We start from the raw sequence: 21,037 nt of genomic DNA, 5'->3' as shown, positions 1-21,037 counted from the left end.
TCAGACCGGTCTTACGTATTCAGGATGGTCAGCATGACCGCCTGGCGGCAGGTCGAGCTGGCCGATATGCTCATGGCCTTCACCCGGCAGCTTGCTGGTCAAATCTGGACCCTGACGAACAACTTTTGCCAGGAACCAGATCGTACCGGCAACCACCGCTGACTCGAAGATGGCAAAGCCAACCAGCCAGAAGATTGCCAGGCCAAGCGTCATCGCGCTCATACCGTCCTCAGTACGCATCAGTCCGTTAACAATCCACGGCTGACGACCAATTTCACGCGTCCACCAACCTGCGATTACCGCGATATAAGGCAGCACCACCATCACAACCGCGATAAACAGGAACAACGTATTACGTGGGGCCAGTTCCACCGTCATACGACGGCGCGCCATCAGCCAGATACCCCACAGGCTGACCAGCAGAATTGCACCACCCGCTCCGGCCATCGCGCGGAACGCATAGAAAGGCAGCACCACAGGCGGCTGTTCGTCTTTCGGGAAGCTGTTCAGGCCTTTCACCGGGCCATTCCAGGTTTTGGTTTCAATCAGGCTGAGTGCATGCGGGATGGAAATCGACCAGGCCAGCCCATTTCCTTCGGCATTCGGCCAACCGATGATATGCCAGGCGCTGTTGACGTTACCTGCTGCATCATAGGTGTCGTAGTGCCCTTCCATCGCTGCCAGTGCCGCAGGTTTGTTTTCGAGAGTATTCTCGCCCAGCACATCACCCATATAGATTTGTGCAGCAGAAACCACGGCCAGCAACACCAGCGCATATTTCAGCGGTCGCAGGAAAAGCTCCACATTGCGGCGTTTCAGTACGAACCAGGCACAGGTCGCGACCACGAAGCAGAGCGACAGCTCGAAGCTGGCCAGCAACATGTGAGGAAACGCGCTTTTGACATTCGGATTGAGGAGCGCGGCTACCCAATCGGTCACATGAAAGATGCCATTCTTGTATTCGACACCGGTTGGCGTCTGCATCCAGGAGTTAGCGACCAGAATCCACATCGCCGAAAGCGTTGAGGAGAGGGCGACGTTGAAAGTCGCGAAAAGATGCATCCCACGGCTGATCTTGCCCCAGCCAAAAATCATCAGTCCGATAAAACCGGCTTCATACATAAAGGCGGTGATGGTCTCATATCCCAACACCTGGCCAAAGAATGGCCCGGCAGCTTGAGAAAAGCGGCCATACAGGATACCAAAAGCCATTTCCATCGTAACACCCGTTGCCACACCGGCTCCGAAGTTGACGATGAACAGCTTTTCGAAAAAGCGACACAAGCGGTACCACTTTTCATCATTTTTTCTGACCCACATCAGTTCAGAAATGAACAGCAGCGCGGCCAGACCAATGGTCAGTGGCGGGTAAATGATATGTACTGATGAGATTAACGCGAAGTCGATTCGCGTAATCAGCGATGTGAGATCGTTACTTAACATGACTATCTTCTTTTCTATTAAGTGACCAGATTAGCCAGCGACAACCGAACGCTCTTCCCCTTACATGGCAGGTGAAGTGGTAAGAGTCAGAACGGGGAGTGTAGAAAAAGGTGTCGCACCATCGGATTAGTCTACACGCCAAAACATCCTGGTTAGCATATATCCCTGCTAAACACATTAGAAACAGGATAATATCCGCCAACATGTACATGGCATGTCGAGCCTGGCCAGTTGGCCATGCTTACAACCAGGCAATTGCCGACGAAGCTTAAAAATAAGCGCAACAGTACTCGACGGTAAGAAAATTACCGTTAAGACCTGAAATTTGCTTATTTGAGATGATCCAGGTTTCGAGACGCTTATATTGTCGATAAAGCACAATATAGGAGCTGTGTAGTCCGAATGAGGGTCAGTATATTCCCCCCCACCCGCATATTGTCAAGAAAAATGTGGGTAAATCGTTTTTCTGTTGCAAGAGATCTTATATTCATTCACAAGAAACAAAAAATGAATCAATCAACCAACCAACTGTAACTAAAAGAAAATCAAACATTGAAACAGTTGACTATTCTAAGTCAAATTGCGGCTGATTCGGCAATAAAAAATACGCAAATACTCACAAAATAACAACTTAAATCAACAAGTTAACGAGATTTTGTTTTTTCAGTGTTAACCAAAAAATGACTAATAAGGATGTTTATACAAATTCAATCCGCTTCGGGATAATAATAATTTCCAATGTGTACGATAACGTTTAATCAATATAAAGGTACATAAAATTCACAAAAAAAACGATATCCGCATTATCATAATGGTCATATCAATAACCTTTCAGTCGATAATTAACAACAAAAATAACCAACGAGTAACATCTATAATTTACCAACAGATCCTTTATTTTCTGACGATAAAATATCCGGCCTGTCGTGGGTGAGTTGTCATGAAAAAGGGTTCATGCTTCACATGAACCCTTTTTTTACCCCAGCGCACGATTAGCTCATCCATTACGGTTGAGGTTGGTGACAGTCAACCTGGTGAACTAAGGCCACCATAGCAGCGCCTGGGCCACATAGATGAGACAAGCCAGCACGATTTTCGAACATAAACTGCGATGGGTAAAATGCTTCAAAATCACGCATAAAATAACGAACAGCATTCGTAGCATTTCGCGCAGATGTAACAGGTGAAAGATTGCCATAACATTTCCACGAATGACCAAAGTAGTTATGACTATACCTTAGTTTAGTTTGCGTGAAATGAATATCCGGCCAGGATTGATGAACTGTCTAGGTTAGTCTTTTAGAGGATTACGGAAAGCAATCGTATTTACACCCATTCGCAGCGGCGCGATTTATCGCGCTAATGCGGTATCAATCATATGAAAATATAATTAGCGAATTATTGATTCAATGGCCTATGCACCACTAACCGATAAAGAGAAGGTATCTGGTGATCAGCACAGTTTTCTGTGCACCATCCGTAACGATTAAGGATATTTTCCAGTCGTGCCGTGTTTCCTGTCAGCCGCACCATTAAAGGCGCAATTTGCTTGCCGTCTTCATTAAATGAGACATCCAGCGAGCTACGTGACAAATAAATCGCATCCATCACCGGATTAGCACTGACCCTATTACGCCCGGACCATTCCCGATCATTGAGATGATGAAAGGTAAAATCCATCTGCTTCGCCGTTTCAATAGCATAGGTCAGTCTGAACAGGTCATTTTGCTCCAGTAATACGCCATTGCAGGTACGCCAGAGATATTCAAGCTTATCGCGCAATTCAGACCTTGCGCCAAGAGTTCGCCCCTGCTTCAGTAACCAGAGAATATCCGGCGCGACCTCACGGGGGAAACGATGTTGTTTCAGTGCCGTGGAGAGCCAGCGAATCAGAAAAATATTTTCCTGCGATACCGAACCTACTAATCCATCCAGTCTGGCAACATGCAGAGCCACCAATGCACACCATGCTAAATGTCCGGTTTTCTCTGTCAACGGTTCAGTTCTCACAACAACATCTCCATGTCATTAACTGCCACTCCAGCGGATTCAAGTGAAATACAATTTTGGCGGAATGTAAACCTCACACATTCACCTTTCTGATGTGTCCTGCCTTTATTAAAGGCATTATTAAAGAATAATCTGAGATTTCATTTAAAAAACCTTTCTGCCAGAACGTCTTTGTCTCTTCATATCAAAACTCCCTCTGCCCGCCTAACTCAATCACCCTGTTGGCAGGGATCATAAATTGTTCATGAGCACGCAACGCATTGCGCTGGAAGAAATGGAAAATCGCCCCTTTCGCCCGCGCCAACCCGCGACGCTTTTTCATCACCAGCGTGTCGTGGGAAGTAAAGAACGAGGCTTCCTGTAGCGAGCAACCAAAGCCTTCCAGGCCGCACAAATGCAAAATCTCCTGCATTGAGGGCACCTCATGCCAGCCATAGGAAGCCGTCACCTGCCAAAATGAGGGGGAAAGTTGCTGCATGCTGATGCGCTTCTGGTTATGCACCCTGGGCGTGTCGATGGTGCGGATATGTAAAAGTACGGTGCGTTGATGCAACACGCGGTTATGTTTGAGGTTATGCAGCAGCGCCTGCGGGATTTCATACTCCTTGCGCGCGAGAAAGATCGCGGTGCCGCCAACTCTCATCGGCGGTGCGGCTTCCAGCGAACTGATCATCGCCTTCAGTCCCACCGGGTCATCCGCCAGTCGGCGAATAAGCAGTGAGCGCTCACTACTCCAGATCAGCATCAACACCAGCATCGTCATCGCCAGCAGAACCGGCACCCAACCGCCGGAGAGCAGTTTCATCAAATTGGCGCTAAACAGCGGGACATCAATGGTCAACATACACACAAGGAACACCACCGCCAGGGGCAACGGCCAGCGCCAATTTTTGAACGCCACCACGCTTGCCAGACAGGCTGTCAGCACCATAGTGCCGGTCACCACGATGCCATACGCCGACGACAGCGCAGAAGATTGGCGGAAAGAGATAATAATGACGGTCACGGCGGCAAACAGCAGCCAGTTAACCACCGGAATATAGATTTGCCCGGACTCGGTCGATGAGGTGTAGACAATACGTACCGGCGGCAGAAATCCCTGGCGAATCGCCTGATGCGTCAGGGTATAGACGCCAGAGATCACCGACTGCGCCGCAATCACGGTCGATAGCGTGGCAAGAACAATCAGCGGAATCTGCGCCCAGCCTGGTGCCAGCAGGTAAAAAGGATTGCGCACAGCATCCGCATCCGTCAGCACCAGCGCTCCCTGACCAAAGTAGTTCAGCACCAACGCTGGCATCGCAATAATCAGCCATGCCAGCCGAATCGGCGCTTTCCCCAGATGTCCCATATCCGCATACAACGCTTCGGCCCCGGTCACGGCCAACACCACCATACCTAACGCCGCGAACGACAGCGCTTTGTGGCTGTTAAGAAACTCCAGCGCGTACCAGGGGTTCAGCGCTTGCAGCACACCCGGATGCATCACAATCCCACGGATACCCAGCGCAGCGAGGGTGAGAAACCACACCAGCATCACCGGGCCAAAGACCAGACTGACCCGCTCGGTGCCATGTTTTTGAATAATAAACAGTAAGGTCAGGATGACCACCGACAGCGGCACAATCACATGGTCCAGTGCGGGTGCCACCACTTCGATCCCTTCAATCGCCGACAACACCGAAATGGCCGGTGTGATCACGCCATCACCATAAAAGAATGCACCACCAATCAACCCGGCCAACACGATAAAATGCCCGGCACGACCGCTAACATGCTGACGAGCCAGAGACATCAACGTCAGAATCCCACCCTCTCCGTCGTGATCGGCACGCATCACAAAGCAGACGTATTTCACGGTGACGATCAGCGTCAGCGCCCAAAAAATCAGCGAGAGAAACCCCATCACGGCAGTAGAGGTCATGCCGCCGTTGGGTAATATCGAAAGGCATTCGCGCAGCGTATACAACGGGCTGGTGCCGATATCACCAAACACGATACCGGCCGCTGCCAGCATACCTGCCGGGAGAGACTGCTTAGTTGAAGCCATAAGAGAGGCATCCTTTCACTGGGGGTTACGGACAGCAAAGCGAATGAGCATATTATAGCTGCTGCCCCTGCCGCTGATGCGGAGAGTAACGCGCATAACCTCCCGTTTTTGCCTGATTTTTATATCCGCCCGCCATCCCGGACTGGCAATGGCTGGCTGAGTCGTTGCTGTGTTGCGATCTGATTGGTTTTCAGACCAGCCAGGACATGAACAACTTTCTGCTGTGGGTGGAGAGCGGATTTCGTTGCGAACGTCTCGGTGGCACGCTGGAGTGGTGCCCCGTCAGTTATCTGACCAAATCTTACAGCCGTGAGGAGCAGGCAGGGATTTATCGCGCATCCCGCGTCGCGCTGGTGACGCCACTGATGGCAGGTATCAGCCTGATGGCAAAGATGTATGTGGCGGTGCAGGATCCGGCCAACCCCGGCATGCTGATCCTGTCGCAGTTTGCCGGGGCGTCGGAACATATGGATGGCGCGTTGATCGTCAATCCTTATGACCCGGATGCCATCGCCGACGCCATCCATACCGCGTTGCGAATTCCGCTCAGTGAACGTCAGAATCGCCATGCACGGTTGATGAAAGGCATCCACCGTCAGGATTGCCACGGGTGGGCAGCCGGTTTTTTGGCTGATCTACATGAGTCAGAAAGTGATGAAGCAGCTGTAATGGCGGGAAGTTTGGTGGTGACAGCCAAAATGGTGGGGAGGTTGAGATATTAGTTTCAGGTAACAACCCTGACGTAACGGCGCGATTTATCGCGCCGTTACGAAGATAAAACGGGAGGCCGCAAAGCCCCCGAGGATTTAAAAATCGTATTGCAGGCTCAAACGGTTCTGCCAGAAGTGAGAATCATACAACGGAGATGTCTGCACCCCGGCGAAATCGGTCAGACTCAGGCCCTTCAACACGCCACTGAAACTCCAGGTGAAATACACCAGATATTCCGACTGGTTGATGCTGGCCGACGCCGGTGACGGTTTCAGATCCATAAATGAATACTGCGTCCCGAGCGACAGGTTTTCATTCATTACATAGTTCAGGTTGGTCATATAGGCGTTGCCGCTGCCGAGATCCTGGGTACTGGTAAAGAACGGCTGCGCAAAGTAAGGACCGGACGAGGTGTTGTGCGCGTATGGGGTAACCAGCGAGCCGTTGTTCCAGCTATTGCCGCTGGCGGCAATGTGGTCATAACCCAGTTTCCAGCTCAGGGCTGGGGTAAAGGTCAGCGCCAGTTGAGCACCGTAAGAGGTACTGTTGACTTCACCGGCGAGCGCTTTGCCAAGGCTGGTGCCACGAATAAACTGCACGCCCAGGTCCGGCTGGAACAGCGTATCCTGCCATTGCAAATGACTCTCGCCATACACCAGACGGGTGTAATCGGCGTACTCCTGATACCACAACTGGCCGGTGAGTTTTTTACCGTCCCACTGCGTACCGCGACCACCGCCCAACGCCCACATGCCGTTGGTGCGTTCATCAACATCAGTATACGCCGTGGTATTAAGAAACTGATCGTCACCCCACGGTTTATAACGCCAGACTTTAGTGGCATGCAGATAATTGGTGCTGTCGCCGTAATTCGCATCAACGCCACGGAACAGAATTGGCGTAATACGCCAGTCGTAATCACCGACAAAAGGAATATTGATTCGTTGATCACCGGCCGTTATTTTAAAATCATCCTGCTGCCAGCTTAAATAAGCTTCACCGACGTTGGTTTGATTATCGCCAATATCGCTGATGGTATTTGCTTCATCCGGATGATCGATACCACGCAGGAAAATACCGCTGACGCCAGCACGAAAACCATAAAACGGCGCGGTTTCATACTTGATGCTGCCACCGTAGCTCACGGTATCCTGATTAAACCCTTTGGAGAAATAGGCGTTATGCGTCGAATAATACAGCGTACGCAAACTACCGCTCACGGTGCCGCAGGTGAAGATATCGGTAAAACTATTTACGCCACTCGCACCGTACTGACAATCGCTGATATTGCTCTGTGTTGCCGCCAGTGCAGCCGGAGCAAGCGGGAAAAACAGCGCAGCAAGACACGCACCACTCAGTGTTTTTAATTGCATAGTCCCAAGCCTCGTCACTTTTTAAAAGAGCAAAGCATGGCCACCCGCACAATAAATGTGCGGTGGTGGCTCGCTTTGCTGTAAAAAAGTTTTATTATTGATTAATTATTTACACCGGTTATTTTCACATCCGGCAATGTATCGCGCACTTCCCAGCCACGTAATTTGCCGGGATTAAGTAAATTATACGGATCGCAGGCGCGTTTCATAGCAACAACATCCGCCCGCACCATGCCCTGTTTACCATCTTCAATATGAATAACGTGCGGGTTATTTATTTTCACACCGTTATCACGGTAAATTTGCATAATATCATTCAGGCGATCTTCATCGCTAAAACGCACCAGCGGCAAGCCGCTACAGGTTAAGGTGCCGTTCATATCGCGCAGAAATTCAATATGCGACATCACTTCATCTGATAATTGCGCTTCCATCGCCAACGCCTGCTGATGGTAATTTTCCGCTGCATAGGCGGTTTGCAGATAGGTCAGGGTTTTATCCACTTTCAGCGCCTGAAGCGTGGTGTGGTTCCAGCAATATTCAATCAGCGAATGGCCGTGGTTCTCACCCTCGGCAAAATGCAACGCGCTGCGACCACCATGCTGTGTCAGCAATGATGGCAGCAGACGGTCGCTCTCCACACCGACCACCGAAATCACGCCGTGTTGTCCCGCCACCTCCGCGTCAGCGAGATCGGTGAAGTAATCCAGTACCGGCGCAGCCATCACCGCCACCTGACGCTTCACCAGCCCCGGCGATTTTGCCAGGGCATCAGCAAAGGCCATCGCCGCCGGAAAACTGGTAAAGGTGTCGAGACGTTCGATCCAGTCATGACGCGGAGCCAGCGCCAGCTCGATTTCCAGCACGATGCCGTTACTGCCGTAAGCGTGGTGCAGCAGCAAGGCGTCCGGTGCCTGAAGCGTCAGGATGCGCGGCGTCTCTTCCATTGTCATCAGCTTCACCGACAACACATTGCCAGGTGCTGCCAGCGGGCCATAGTTGATGGAACCCACGCCACCAAAACCGCCGCCAAACAGACCGCCAAGAGTCGCCAGCTTCCAGGTGGACGGCATACAACGCAGCTCCCAACCGAGCGGCCGGGTATGGGCTTCCAGATCACCGAGGCGAATCCCGGCCTGCGCACAGACCGTGCCCTGCCCCATGCTCACCACGGCGTTGAGTTTGGTCATATCGACCATCAACCCACCGTTAAGCGGAATCAGCTGACCGTAGTTGCCGGTGCCACCACCCCGCAGATTCAGCGGAATGCGGCGGGCAGTACAGGCAGCCACCACCGCCGCCAGCTCCTGCTCATCACGCGGGCGCACCGCCAGCTCGGCGAACTTCTCTTCCAGTTGCGGTTTCAGCACCGGGCTGAACCAGTGAAAATCGCGCGACAGGCGTTTGACCTTCGGCGCTTCTTTAATCCAGTCAAGTTCAGGCAACGCCGCAACCAGCGCCGCCAGTGCAGACTGACGATCGGAATCAGACATCTTTCTTTCCTGTAGTTGAGGTATCAGGTCGGGCTAAGTTCGCTCTCATGCCAGGCCGCCAATACGCGGCGCGTCAGCCACGACATCAGGGCAAACAGCAGGAAACCCGCCAGAGAAATCAGCAGCAGCGCGGCAAACATCAGCGGAATATTGAGCTGATAGCCGGCCTGCAAAATCTGGTACGCCAGCCCGGTATCGGTGCCGCCGGTGCCAGCAACAAACTCCGCCACCACCGCGCCAATCAGCGACAAGCCGCTGGAGATACGCAGCGCGCCAAAGAAGTACGGCAACGCCGAAGGAATGCGCAGGCGCAGCAGAATCTGCAAACGCGACGCATGGTTCAGTTTGAAATAGCTCAGCAACCCCGGCGAGACACTACGCAGTCCCTGGGTGGTGTTGGAGATAATGGGAAATACCGCCATCAGCGTGGCGCACACCACCAGCGACATGGTGGTGTCTTTCACCCAGATGATGATCAGCGGCGCAATCGCCACAATCGGCGTTACCTGTAAAAACACGATGTAAGGAAACAACGCGCTTTCGATAAAGCGGTTCTGCACCAGCAAAAACGCCACGATGGAGCCAATCACAATCGCCACCACAAAGGAGATCACGGTGATCTTCAGGGTGTAAAGCAAGGACATAAACAGCGTCGGGAAGTTCTGCACCAGGCTCTGCGCCACTACCACCGGCGACGGCACCAGAAAGGCGGGCACCTTCAGCGTGGTGACCAGAAACTGCCACAACAATAACAATACGATGGCGAACAGCGCCGGGAACAACCACTGCTGAAACTTACGCTGCGCGGCTAAGGGCTTCTTCATTATTTGCTCTCCTGACTGGCGGCAAACAGACCGCGCTGCAACTGCTGCGCATACTGCGTAAACTGCTGGCTGACACGGAACTCATCATCGCGCGGGAACGGCGCATCAATGCTGATATCATCCACCACGCGCCCGGGTCTGGCGGCCATCATGATCACCCGCTGCGACAGGAACACCGCTTCCTGAATCGAGTGAGTGACAAACACTACCGTCAGCTTCTGCTCCTGCCACAGTTGCAGCAGGTCGCTGTCCAGCTTGTTACGGGTGATCTCATCCAGTGCTCCGAAGGGTTCATCCATCAGTAACACCTTTGGCCGCGTCACCAGACCACGCGCAATCGACACACGCATCTGCATACCGCCGGACAACTCGCGCGGCAGCACATGACCAAACTGCCCCAGACCGACCAGTTCAAGGATCTCCCGCACGCGGGTGTCGGCTTCGGCACGCGGCACGCCGGCTAAGTCGAGCGGCAGGCGCACATTCTTGTGCACGCTGCTCCACGGCATCAGCGTCGCCTCCTGAAACACGAACGATAACGGCAGATCGCGCTGTTTTTCCCGGCGATCGCGCCGAAACAGCATCAACTTGCCATCGCTCGGCTCAATCAGCCCGGCGATCATTTTCAGCAAGGTACTTTTGCCACAGCCAGACGGACCAAGCAGCGAGACAAATTCGCCCTGGCGAATCGTCAGGTCTACCGGCAGCAAGGCACGCGTACCGTTCGGGTAAATTTTCTCAGCGGAGAGCACTTCAATCGCCGGAGAGGCCGCATGTAGCGGCACCGCTTGCGCATCATTGCTCATCAGGGTCAGTCGGCTGGCGGCATTCATGGCATAACCTTCACGTCTTGAATGAATTTCAGGGTGTAGCTGCCGTCAAACGGTACTTTCGCCGGGTCGATCAGCTTGTTGTCCACCAGCAGTTGCCAGGTCTGCTTCAGGCGCGGTACGGTCATGATGCCGATACCCCCGGTCTGCGCATCGCCGCCGGTCAGCATCTGGTACTTCTTCATCTGCGCAATGCCGAAGGCAATCTGCTCGTCGGTCATCTGCGGGTTTTCTTTCTTAATCAGCACATTGCCCGCAGCCGGATTCTCCAGGTAGTTTTTCCAGCCCTGCATTGAGGCTTTGACGAAGGCTGCAACCGCCTGCGGACGTTTTTCGATGGTCGATTTCATACAAACGATGCTGTTGCCATACGGCGGGTAGCCCCAGTCGCTGATGGGGTAAACATTGGCCTGTGCACCGGCCTTCTGCACCGCGAACGGTTCGGAGGTCACGTAGCCCTGCTGCACCAGCGTTTTATCCGCGAGGAATGGCTGCACGCTAAAGGTATAAGGACGTACACGCGCGTTTTTCAGGTTGAGTGCGCTCTGCGCCCACGGCCAGTACGAGGTATAGGCTTCTGCGGCTAACAGGAAAGTTTTACCCTGCAAATCAGCCTGACTTTTCACATCCGGGTGGGTAATAAACACAATCGCCGAGTGCTGGAAAGTGGTGGCAACCGGCACCGCTTCCACGCCCTGCTGCCAGGACTCCAGCGCCTGCATGTTATCGCTGATGATGCAGTCAGCCTGACCAGCAGCCATCAGCTGCATGGTGTGCACCTGCGGACCGCCCATTTTAATGGTGACATCCAGCCCGGCATCGCGGTACAGATTCTGCGCCTGAGCCTGGTAAAAACCGCCATGCTCGGCCTGAGCATACCAGTTGGTCATAAAGGTAAATTTCTCGGCGGCCATACCTGGTGCCGACAGTGCCACAGCAAGCGCGGCGACAATGCTCAATGTTTTTTTCATAGCCGATCCCCGAATTAGCGCGGTTGTAATAATGATGCTGCGTCGTTTTGGTCTAAAACTTTGCCCTGCCACTGCCCTTTGCCCCACGCCGGTTCGGCACGGGTTACCCAGGTCATTTGGTGCACTTCGGTGATCACCTGCGCCCAACTGATGGCCAGCGACTCAAGGATCGCCTCGCCCTGCTCTGGGGTGGAAGGCAACGGATCGCCAATCACGCCGCTGGGGCCGAAATCATACGAAGCCCAGGCCGCCATCGGGCGGGTGCTGGAGAGTGTCGGGCACGGGAACGCCGGTGGATAGTTGGCGACGGCTTTCTCCATCTGCACCGTATCGGGTGCCAGCGCCAGCATCAGGGCGGTTTCGGCATGACCGGCGTGCATCGCCATCTGCCGTTCTTTCTCGTCCATAAAACTTTCGGCGCAGTTCGGTACTTTGAAAGTGTCCTGCATGATGATGATCATGTCGCCGTGGCGCAGACGCAGTTCACGCATCGCCATCTGCAATGGCTGCGGTTGACCGCCATGACCGTTTACCATCAGGAACTTACGGAAACCGGCGCGGTACAGCGATTCGCCAATCTCCAGAATGGTATGCAGCAGCGTCTCACCGGTCAGCGTCAGGGTGCCGGGGAAATGCAGATGCTCATCCGATTTGCCATAGGTGATGGGCGGAATGGCATAGGCCGGAATTTCTGCCGGTAAACGCGCCAGTGCATGACCAACTACCCCGGAGGAGATCACGCTGTCCACCGCGCACGGCAGATGCGGGCCATGTTGCTCAATCGCCCCGGTCGGCAGTACGATCACCGTGTTGGCTTTGTCTTCCAGCGTGGCGATATCGGTCCAGCTCAGATACGGCAAAAAGCGGTTTGCCGGAATATAACCATGTAACATCTCGCTTCCTCGTGTTATTGCGGCAACCACGCCGTCGCTTCAACTTCAATTAAGACATCCGGGCTGGGCAGCATTTCGCTGACCTGTACCACGGTAGAAACCGGTGGCGTATCGGGGTAAAACAACTTGCGCACCCGACTGTAGTGAGGAAAGTGGTCCAGATTGCGGAAGTACTGCACCAGCTTGATCACATCGCTCATCTGGCCGCCTGCGCTCTCGATGGTGGTGCGGATGCTCTCCAGCACGTACCAGCTCTGCGCCAGAATTGGCCCTTCTTTGATATCGGTGGAAAACTCGCCGGTACGCCCCAACAGTTGCTGCGCCTCGGCGGGGATATCGTCGTAACCACGCACAATCAGCGCGGTTTGCGGATTCACCGGGATGATGCCGGAGAGAAAGATAAAATCGCCCGCGCGTCGCCACGCGGCATACTTCGCCAGCGGTTTACCCGCCCCAGCTTCAAGCGTCATTAGTGAACTCTCCATAACAGATCCCCTGTTTCAACCGATAGCGGTGACGGCTGCGCAATGGCCAGCTTGCCGCTTCGGCAGCAGGGAAAATGACAAAATCGTTAGCCAGCAGAGTTGCACCGTCATGTAACGCCGCACGCTGGCAAATCAGGGCCGATGCTTCATCAAAAGCCGCGCCCAGTTGCGCACTCAGTAACCCGCTAAACAGCGTATCGAGTGGGTCGTAGCTGCCGACCGGACAAAACGCGTCCTGCACGTTATCCGCCCCCAGCAACACCGGCATACCACGCGTTTGCGCCTCTTTAATCAGGGTTAAACCGCGCTGGCGCGGGGTGCGTCCTGGCACCGCGTCTTGTAACAACAGGTTGGTCAGCGGCAGCGCAATCAGGGTAACGCGGTGTTGCGCCAGCACATCGAGGATCGCCTCGCCGTCCTCCTGCTGCGCCAGCGCACAACCGTGGCTACAGGTAATACGTCCGCTAAACGGATGGTGTTGCAAATAACGCGCCAGCCAGCGCAACCCTTGTGCGTCGTGGCTCAGTTCTTCGTCGATATGCAGATCAATATCCAGCCGCCAGCGTTCTGCCGCCTGCAACAGATGGGTAAATGCCTGCGCATCCCAGTTGCTGCTGTGAATAAAACCGCCAAGCAGCGCACCGCTGGCAGCGACCTGGGCGGCGATATGTTCCGCCTGGTCGGCATCGGCAAAAAAGGTCAGCGGGGCCAACGCCACGCGTTCGAGAGTGCACAGCGGATGCTGCATTTCGCCCACAATCTGCCACGCCAGTGGCGCATCGGCTGAGAACCAGTCGATATGGGTACGCAGCAGGCCCACGCCAGCCTCCACCGCCCAGTTCAGCGCCTGGCGGGCGCGTTGGCGCAGATCGTCCGCGCTCCAGCGCGCCCGGTCCTGATGCATCGCAGCAATCGCCGCCAGCAGGCCCGGTTGCAACGCCGGGCTGCGCTGCACGGTGAAGGTTTTATCGAGATGGGCGTGAGGTTCAATCAACGGCGGCAGCACCAGCGCGCCGTTCAGCGCCAGATAGCCGCTAACGTCACGATCTGGCTCGATATGGGTGCCATCTTCGCGAAAATGTAGCGTCGCCAGCACTGGATGATCGCCATGCATCGGCCAGTTCTGCGGGAGCAGCCAGCGGGGTAAACGCGCGCCTGTCGCGCCTGGATACGCGTTCACAGGTCAAGTACCAGTAACGGGGAACGGGCGCGTGAGCAGCACAGCACGATGCAGTCATTCGCCGCGCGCTCTTTCTTACTCAACACTTCATCGCGATGATCCGGCTCACCGCTCAGCACGCCGGTAATACAGGCTCCGCACATGCCCTGCTCGCAGGAGAGTTCGATGTCGATCCCTGCACGCTCCAGCACTTCAGCAATGCTTTCATCGGCATTGATGGTGTGGCGCGCACCGCTGGAGGCGATTTCTACCGTGAACACGTCGCCAGCAATCGATTGCGTGGTGACATCAGGTTTAAATTTTTCGCTATGCAGTTGATCGTCACGCCAGCCATGTTGCTGCGCCAGTTGATGCAGATGCTCCATAAAACCCGCCGGTCCACAGCTCACCAGCACGCTGTTGTGCGCTACTTTGAGGTCTTCTGGTACTCGCTGGCGCAGGCTATCGCCCTCGCTGCTGTAATGCAGCACCACCCGCGTGCCAAGCTGGTCCAGACGCACGCTGAACGGCAGCTCATCGTGACGTTTAAGAAACAGATGCAGCGTGAACTCGGCATTCTGCGTTGCCAGGTGCTCAGCCATCACCAGCAACGGTGTCAGGCCGATACCCGCCGCAAACAGCAATGTACGCGGCGCTTCCGGCAGCGGAAAATGGTTGCGTGGTGCGGAGATGGTTAAACGCGTCCCTGTCTGCACCTGATGGTGCAGCCAGCGAGAGCCGCCGCCCGATGCCTGATCGAGACGGACGCAAACTTGATAGTGTGCCTCCCCGGCGGCCGAGCACAGCGAATACTGCCGCTTGCCACAGTCGGGAATGGTCACATCAATATGGGCACCGGGGGTAAACACCGGTAGTGGGTGGCCGCTGGCAGACGCCAGGGTCAGTAATACATTGCCAGCACCGTTGAACTGCTTTGCGATGACGGTGACAGCCAGATTCTCTGCCTGCTTCATAATAATCCTGCATACGACGGACACGTCATCAGCCGGGAGGCCGCGCGTAGTCTTGTTTTTATCGTGATTGCGATTATTATTTTGCCTGTGTGTAAGCGTCCATCTGTTTAATTCGCACGATGCGTTGCAAAAAAGAGAGCACCCGCTATGTTCGCCTTCTCCCGGTTTCTGATCTACTTCACCGAGGTGGCCCGCCAGGGTTCACTGCGCAAGGCTTCCGAGACGCTGCATGTTTCGGCATCCTCCATCGATCGACAGATTTTGCGGGTGGAACAGCAGCTGGATATGCCGCTGTTTGAACGTCATCCATCAGGATTACGTATGACCGCAGCCGGGGAAATTTTGCTGAACGCTGCCAGGAACTGGCAGCGAGAGTTTGGTCGCGTCTGTACCCAGCTCGATGATCTGCGCGGCCTGCGTCACGGCCATGTGCATATCGCCACCATTGATGCCATCAACCGCGGCTTTTTCTCGGCCATTCTGCAACGCATTCGCACCGAGTATCCCGGTATCTCCTTTACGCTCACCACCATGAGCAACATCCATATCGCTAACGCGCTGACCGATGGCGACGCCGATTTTGGCATCATGCTCAATCCACAAAGCTCGCGCGAGCTGCTGGTGAAGTCGTTTGCGGATTTACGCCTGGGTATTGTGGTCAGCAGCCAACACCCGCTGGCCAAGCTGGAAACTATCCGCTTCAGCCATTGTGAATCCTGGCCGTTTATCGTTCCCGCCGCCCCCCTGATGCTGGCAGAGCCGCTTGAGGCCCTGATCAACAGCTCCGGCATCACCCTGAATGAGGTAGGCCGCACCAACAATATCCATATGCTGCGTTCGCTGGTTCGCGATGACGTGGGCATCAGCCTGATGTGTTGGCTGGATATTGTGGATGAATACCGCCGTGGTGAACTGAAATTTATCCCGCTGATAGATGGCATGCTGAAGCCGTTTACCCTGTCGCTGTGCGTCGCCCCGCAGCGTCAGCTATCGATTGCCGCCTCAATGATGCTGCGTGAACTGGAGTCGTTTTTTGCCCTGATGCAGAACGAAGAAGCCCTGGCGGGGCAAACCACTGCCCCTCCGCCCGCCCCGTAACAGCGGGATTTTTGACTCGGCTCACACTTTCTCCCTTTCCCCTCTTGCCAGCCTGCCGTTGATTGCTGAAGATGGGCGCGATTCAGGATTGTTACTGCAAATCAGGCAAAACCTAAATCGCACCGCATTCAGTTTTCGAGCGCGGTGCGATTTAGGTTTTTTTTTGCCTCCAATCCGGGACAACCCGAGAACAACAGCGATTATCAGCGGGAGTAGGTATGCCATATCAGGAACTGGCCGACGAAATTGTCGAAGGTGTCGGCGGTAAAGCCAACATCATCAGCGTGATCCACTGCGCCACACGCTTACGCTTTAAACTCAAGCAGCCGGGTAAAGCCCAGACTGCGGCGTTGAAGAATAATCCCGGCATCATCATGGTGGTGGAGAGCGGCGGCCAGTATCAGGTGGTGATTGGCAACCACGTTGGCGAGGTATATCAGCAGGTAGCCAGTCGTCACGGGTTGGAAAACGACAACAGCGACCGTGCCGATGCCCCCAAACAAACGCTGTTCGCCCGCTTTATCGATCTGGTTTCCGGCATCTTCACCCCGTTTATCGGGGTAATGATCGCCTCCGGTATTATCAAAGGACTGCTGGCCCTGGCGCTGGTGCTGGGCGTCATGCATCAGGAGAGCGGCAGCTACAAGCTGCTGTTTGTCGCCAGCGATGGCCTGTTTTATTTCCTGCCGATCCTGCTTGGCTACAGCGCCAGCAAAAAATTTGGCGGCAACCCGTTTGTCGGCATGGCTATCGCCGCTGCGCTGGTCCATCCGCTGATCCTCACCGCGCTGGAACAGCAGCAGCAGGGCGAGAATCTACGCTTTTTCGGCATCCCGCTGGAGATCATTAACTACAGCTCATCCGTGATCCCGATTATCTTTGCCTCCTGGGTTGCCAGCCTGGTTGAACGGGTGGTACATCCGCGTTCCCCTGGCGCGGTGCGTAACTTCACCACCCCGCTGCTGTGCCTGATTATCACCGTGCCCCTGACCTTCCTCGCCATCGGTCCGGCTGCCACCTGGCTGAGCCGCATGCTGGCGGAGGGGTATCTGTGGATTTACAGCCTCAGCCCGACCATCGCCGGTGCGGTGATGGGGGCCATCTGGCAGGTGTGCGTGATCTTCGGTCTGCACTGGGGGCTGGTACCGATCATGCTGAACAACCTCACTAACTTCGGCCACGACACCCTGCTGCCGCTGCTGATGCCAGCAGTGCTCGGCCAGGCTGGCGCCACCCTCGGCGTGATGCTGCGTACCCATGAAGCCAAAGTGAAGGCGATGGCCGGTTCTGCCTTTAGCGCCAGCATCTTCGGCATCACCGAACCGGCGGTGTACGGCATCACCCTACCCAACCGTCGTCCCTTTATCTTTGGCTGCATCGGTGGCGCACTGGGTGCCGCAATCCTTGGTTTCTGGCATACCACCATTTATTCGTTTGGTTTCCCCAGCATCTTCACCTTTATTCAGGTGGTGCCGCCCAGTGGCATCGACGCCAGCGTCTACGCCTCTTTTGCCGGTGCCATCGTGGCATTGCTGTTCGCCACCGTCGCCACCTGGCTGTTTGGCCTGCCCACTCCCGCCCCGGTAGTGGAAACCGCCCCGACTCCGGCAGGCGATGCCTCGCCGGTACGCAAGCAAACCGTGTTTAGCCCGATCTCGGGCAAGGTAATGGCGCTGGATTCGATCAAAGATGAAACCTTCGCCAGCGGCCTGCTGGGCAAAGGTGTGGCAATTGTGCCGGATAATGGCCGCGTGGTGTCGCCGATTGATGGTGTGGTGTCATCATTTTTCCGCACCCACCACGCCATTGGATTGACCGCAGACGACGGTGCGGAAGTCTTGATTCATGTCGGTCTCGACACCGTCAAACTGGACGGCAAATTTTTCACTCCACATGTCGCCGTCGATGATGTGGTGAAAGTGGGCGATCTGTTGCTGGAGTTCGACCTGAGCGCCATTCAGGCGGCCGGATACGATCTCACCACCCCGGTGGTGGTCAGCAACAGCGATGAATTTATTGATGTTTTATCCCTGCAACCGTCAACGGTAACGGCCTGTGCGCCGTTGCTCAGTGCGGTGAAATAATTGAGGAGTTACAAGATGACCTTACGTTTCCCGGATGGATTTTTATGGGGCGGTGCCGTAGCCGCCAACCAGGTAGAAGGCGCGTATCAGACCGGTGGCAAAGGCTTATCCACCTCCGATCTGCAACCGAAAGGCATTTTTGGCGATCGCGTTGAACGCCACGCCGGTGATTTCGGTATCAAAGACACTGCGATTGATTTCTACCACCGCTTCCCGGAAGACATCAAACTGTTCGCCGAAATGGGCTTCACCGTGCTGCGTACTTCAATTGCCTGGACGCGCATCTTTCCACAGGGCGACGAAGCCGAGCCAAACGAAGAAGGGCTGGCCTTTTACGATCGCCTGTTCGACGAGATGGCGAAATACAACATTCAGCCGCTGGTCACGCTGTCGCATTATGAAATGCCGTACGGGCTGATCAAAAAATACGGCGGCTGGGGCAGTCGCACCACTATCGACTGCTTCGAGCGTTACGCACGCGCGGTATTCACCCGTTTCCAGCACAAGGTGAAACTGTGGCTGACGTTCAATGAAATCAATATGTCGCTGCACGCGCCCTTTACCGGCGTCGGTCTGCCGGAAGAGAGTGACCAGCAGGCGATTTATCAGGCCATCCATCATCAACTGGTCGCCAGTGGCCGTGCGGTCAAAGCCTGCCATGAAATCGTTAAAGACGGCAAAATCGGTAACATGCTGCTCGGCGCACTGCTCTACCCGCTCAGCTGCCGCCCGGCGGATGTGATGGAAACCATGCAGCAGAACCGTGAATGGCTGTTCTTCGGTGATGTGCAGGTACGTGGCTACTACCCGGCCTATATGAAACGCTTCTTTGCCGACCGTCAGATCCAGATCAACATTACCGATCAGGACAAACGCGACCTGCAAAACACCATCGATTACATCTCCTTCAGCTACTACATGACCGGTTGCGTCACCACCAATGAAGAAGAGAATCAGAAAGCGCGCGGCAACATTCTGTCGATGGTGCCAAACCCGCATCTCGCCAGTTCCGACTGGGGATGGCAGATTGACCCGGAAGGGCTGCGTATCCTGATGAACCTGCTGTACGACCGCTACCAGAAACCCCTGTTTATCGTGGAGAACGGTCTTGGCGCGAAAGACAAGGTCGAAGCCGATGGCAGCATCAACGACGACTACCGCATTCAGTATCTCAATGACCATCTGGTGCAGGTGCGTGAAGCGATTGAGGACGGCGTGGAAGTGATGGGCTACACCTGTTGGGGACCGATCGATCTGGTCAGCGCTTCAAAAGCAGAGTTCTCCAAACGCTACGGCTTTATCTACGTCGATCGCGATGATAACGGCAACGGTACGCTGGTGCGCTCACGTAAGAAAAGTTTCTTCTGGTATCAGGAAGTGATTGGCAGCCACGGTGCCTCACTGAAGTAACACAAACACGTAGCGGTGCGATTTATCGCGCCGCTTGTATCTTGAAGTTGTAACTGGTTAGCTACCCGTTACACGAAACGGAGGCAGCTTGTCGCGCCGCTTAAGACCCGATCTTGTGCCGTAGCTTAAAGCCCTCCGTTTCTCCTTTCACGCCAGCATCTACTCTGAACGGTAACCAGAAGCTCTGACTTCGTATGTACAAGGCAAGATGGCGTGATGGTTCATGTGAAAGGGAGCTGTCTTATGATTTATCTCGGTATTGATGTCAGTAAAAACAAACTCGACCTCTGCCTGTTGCCCGGCAACGGGAAAAAGAAAACCAAAACCCTCAAAAATCATCCCGACGCTGACCGGGAGATAAATGACTGGTTAATCAGGCAAAAATGCCATCCTGAACAGGTGATGGTGGTGCTCGAAGCGACCGGCATTTATCACGAAAACGTCGCCTTCGGTCTTCATGAAAATACTCCCGTCACGGTCTGCATCAGCAATCCTCAGCGGGTCAGGGAGTTCGCCCGTGGAATGGCTATCCTGACTAAAAACGACTCCGTTGATGCTTACGTCCTGGCCCGTTATGGCGAACTGAAACAGCCTGATGCCTGGGTGCCTCCCTCCCCGGAGGTCCGTAAACTTCGGGAGCTGACGCGTCTGCGGGACTCACTTCAGGCTGATGTCCAGCGGGCGGAGAACCGACTGGAAAAAGCCCATTCAACCCGCACAGCGCCTGAAATCATTGACTCGCTGGAGAGAACCCTGAAAGCCCACAGGGACGAGCTGAAGCGTATTGAAGCGCTCATCTCAGACCACACAGATAATCATCCGGGTCTGAAGGAAGACCGTGAGCTGCTGGAATCGATAAAAGGAATAGGCAGCGTGGTGGGCACGACAATGCTGTCGGTGCTGCGCTCGTGTCCGTTCCGGAGTGCTTCACAGGTCGCTGCGTGGCTGGGTGTGGTACCGGTGGAGAAAACGTCCGGGAGCTCAGTCAGGGGGCGTGCGCGGATGTCAAAAACAGGCCCGGGAGACGTAAGGGCGAAACTGTATATGGCGGCGATCGTAGCGATCAGGTGGAATGCCCCGGCGAAGGCGCTGTACCAGAGGCTAATCGCGAAGGGCAAAGCCAGCAAGGCCGCGCTTGGAGCGGTGATGCGCAAGCTGGTTCATCAGTGCTTCGGGGTGCTGAAAACGCGGATAAAGTGGGATGAAAATTACGCAGCTACCGCTTGACG

16 protein-coding genes and 1 pseudogene are annotated in these 21,037 nt (G+C 54.8%); 5 read left to right on the top strand and 12 right to left on the bottom strand.

Features of this window, described 5'->3' with window-relative positions:
- The 3 genes from AC6I8N_RS02375 to kup form a co-directional block, all read right to left on the bottom strand.
- Positions 1-1,443 (bottom strand): cytochrome ubiquinol oxidase subunit I, encoded by a 1,443-nt coding sequence (locus AC6I8N_RS02375; RefSeq protein WP_021184208.1) that lies wholly within the window; start codon positions 1,441-1,443, stop codon positions 1-3.
- A 1,398-nt stretch (positions 1,444-2,841) separates the two neighbouring features.
- Positions 2,842-3,453, bottom strand: coding sequence for a DUF2913 family protein (locus tag AC6I8N_RS02370; RefSeq protein WP_497829965.1), 612 nt, complete (start codon positions 3,451-3,453; stop codon positions 2,842-2,844).
- Between the two features lie 184 nt (positions 3,454-3,637).
- Positions 3,638-5,503: a low affinity potassium transporter Kup gene (kup, locus tag AC6I8N_RS02365; protein ID WP_497829964.1), complete on the bottom strand. Its 1,866-nt coding sequence runs from the start codon at positions 5,501-5,503 to the stop codon at positions 3,638-3,640.
- A 131-nt stretch (positions 5,504-5,634) separates the two neighbouring features.
- Here kup and AC6I8N_RS02360 point away from each other — a divergent pair.
- A pseudogene (locus AC6I8N_RS02360) lies at positions 5,635-6,225 on the top strand (trehalose-6-phosphate synthase); the annotation flags it as partial.
- An 84-nt stretch (positions 6,226-6,309) separates the two neighbouring features.
- On the opposite strand, the gene AC6I8N_RS02355 reads toward AC6I8N_RS02360, so the two are convergent.
- From AC6I8N_RS02355 to AC6I8N_RS02315, 9 genes are all read right to left on the bottom strand, one after another.
- The gene (locus AC6I8N_RS02355; protein WP_021184204.1) at positions 6,310-7,587 is read right to left on the bottom strand and encodes a TonB-dependent receptor; all 1,278 of its coding nucleotides are present in this window, start codon (positions 7,585-7,587) and stop codon (positions 6,310-6,312) included.
- 101 nt (positions 7,588-7,688) lie between these two features.
- The gene (locus tag AC6I8N_RS02350; RefSeq protein ID WP_208724677.1) at positions 7,689-9,080 is read right to left on the bottom strand and encodes an FAD-binding oxidoreductase; all 1,392 of its coding nucleotides are present in this window, start codon (positions 9,078-9,080) and stop codon (positions 7,689-7,691) included.
- Positions 9,081-9,103: 23 nt separating this feature from the next.
- Positions 9,104-9,904: an ABC transporter permease gene (locus tag AC6I8N_RS02345; RefSeq protein WP_208724676.1), complete on the bottom strand. Its 801-nt coding sequence runs from the start codon at positions 9,902-9,904 to the stop codon at positions 9,104-9,106.
- A complete protein-coding gene (locus tag AC6I8N_RS02340) occupies positions 9,904-10,737 on the bottom strand; it encodes an ABC transporter ATP-binding protein (protein WP_415173128.1) in 834 nt (277 codons plus the stop codon). Before AC6I8N_RS02340 ends, AC6I8N_RS02345 begins: the two co-directional genes overlap by 1 nt.
- Positions 10,734-11,705, bottom strand: coding sequence for an ABC transporter substrate-binding protein (locus AC6I8N_RS02335; protein ID WP_497829963.1), 972 nt, complete (start codon positions 11,703-11,705; stop codon positions 10,734-10,736). The genes AC6I8N_RS02340 and AC6I8N_RS02335 overlap by 4 nt, the downstream gene beginning before the upstream one ends.
- Positions 11,706-11,719: 14 nt before the next feature.
- Entirely contained in the window at positions 11,720-12,598 is an 879-nt protein-coding gene (locus tag AC6I8N_RS02330; RefSeq protein WP_208724674.1) for a creatininase family protein, read from the bottom strand.
- Positions 12,599-12,612: 14 nt separating this feature from the next.
- Positions 12,613-13,068 carry a RidA family protein gene (locus AC6I8N_RS02325; RefSeq protein WP_021184198.1) on the bottom strand — a complete coding sequence of 152 codons (456 nt, stop codon included), beginning with the start codon at positions 13,066-13,068 and terminating at the stop codon, positions 12,613-12,615.
- On the bottom strand, positions 13,058-14,263 hold the full coding sequence (locus AC6I8N_RS02320; protein WP_497829962.1) for an amidohydrolase family protein: 1,206 nt from the start codon (positions 14,261-14,263) through the stop codon (positions 13,058-13,060). The genes AC6I8N_RS02325 and AC6I8N_RS02320 overlap by 11 nt, the downstream gene beginning before the upstream one ends.
- On the bottom strand, positions 14,260-15,216 hold the full coding sequence (locus tag AC6I8N_RS02315; RefSeq protein ID WP_497829961.1) for a PDR/VanB family oxidoreductase: 957 nt from the start codon (positions 15,214-15,216) through the stop codon (positions 14,260-14,262). Before AC6I8N_RS02315 ends, AC6I8N_RS02320 begins: the two co-directional genes overlap by 4 nt.
- A gap of 147 nt (positions 15,217-15,363) precedes the next feature.
- Between AC6I8N_RS02315 and AC6I8N_RS02310 the strand changes: the two genes are divergently transcribed.
- The 4 genes from AC6I8N_RS02310 to AC6I8N_RS02295 all read left to right on the top strand — a co-directional run bounded on the left by AC6I8N_RS02310 (position 15,364) and on the right by AC6I8N_RS02295 (position 21,035).
- Positions 15,364-16,314, top strand: coding sequence for a LysR family transcriptional regulator (locus tag AC6I8N_RS02310; RefSeq protein ID WP_497829960.1), 951 nt, complete (start codon positions 15,364-15,366; stop codon positions 16,312-16,314).
- A gap of 218 nt (positions 16,315-16,532) precedes the next feature.
- Complete coding sequence (gene bglF / locus AC6I8N_RS02305; RefSeq protein WP_208724671.1) at positions 16,533-18,398, top strand: PTS beta-glucoside transporter subunit IIABC; 1,866 nt, start codon at positions 16,533-16,535, stop codon at positions 18,396-18,398.
- A gap of 15 nt (positions 18,399-18,413) precedes the next feature.
- Entirely contained in the window at positions 18,414-19,808 is a 1,395-nt protein-coding gene (locus tag AC6I8N_RS02300) for a glycoside hydrolase family 1 protein (protein ID WP_021184193.1), read from the top strand.
- Positions 19,809-20,051: 243 nt separating this feature from the next.
- Positions 20,052-21,035, top strand: a complete 984-nt coding sequence (locus AC6I8N_RS02295; protein ID WP_497829959.1) for an IS110 family RNA-guided transposase — start codon at positions 20,052-20,054, stop codon at positions 21,033-21,035.
- The last annotated feature ends 2 nt before the right edge of the window (positions 21,036-21,037 follow it).

This window comes from Pantoea sp. X-Soil-TKNS-1279 (assembly GCF_059730565.1).
The sequence above is the reverse complement of the archived record's forward strand: the minus strand, read 5'-3'. Positions and strand labels throughout refer to the sequence as shown.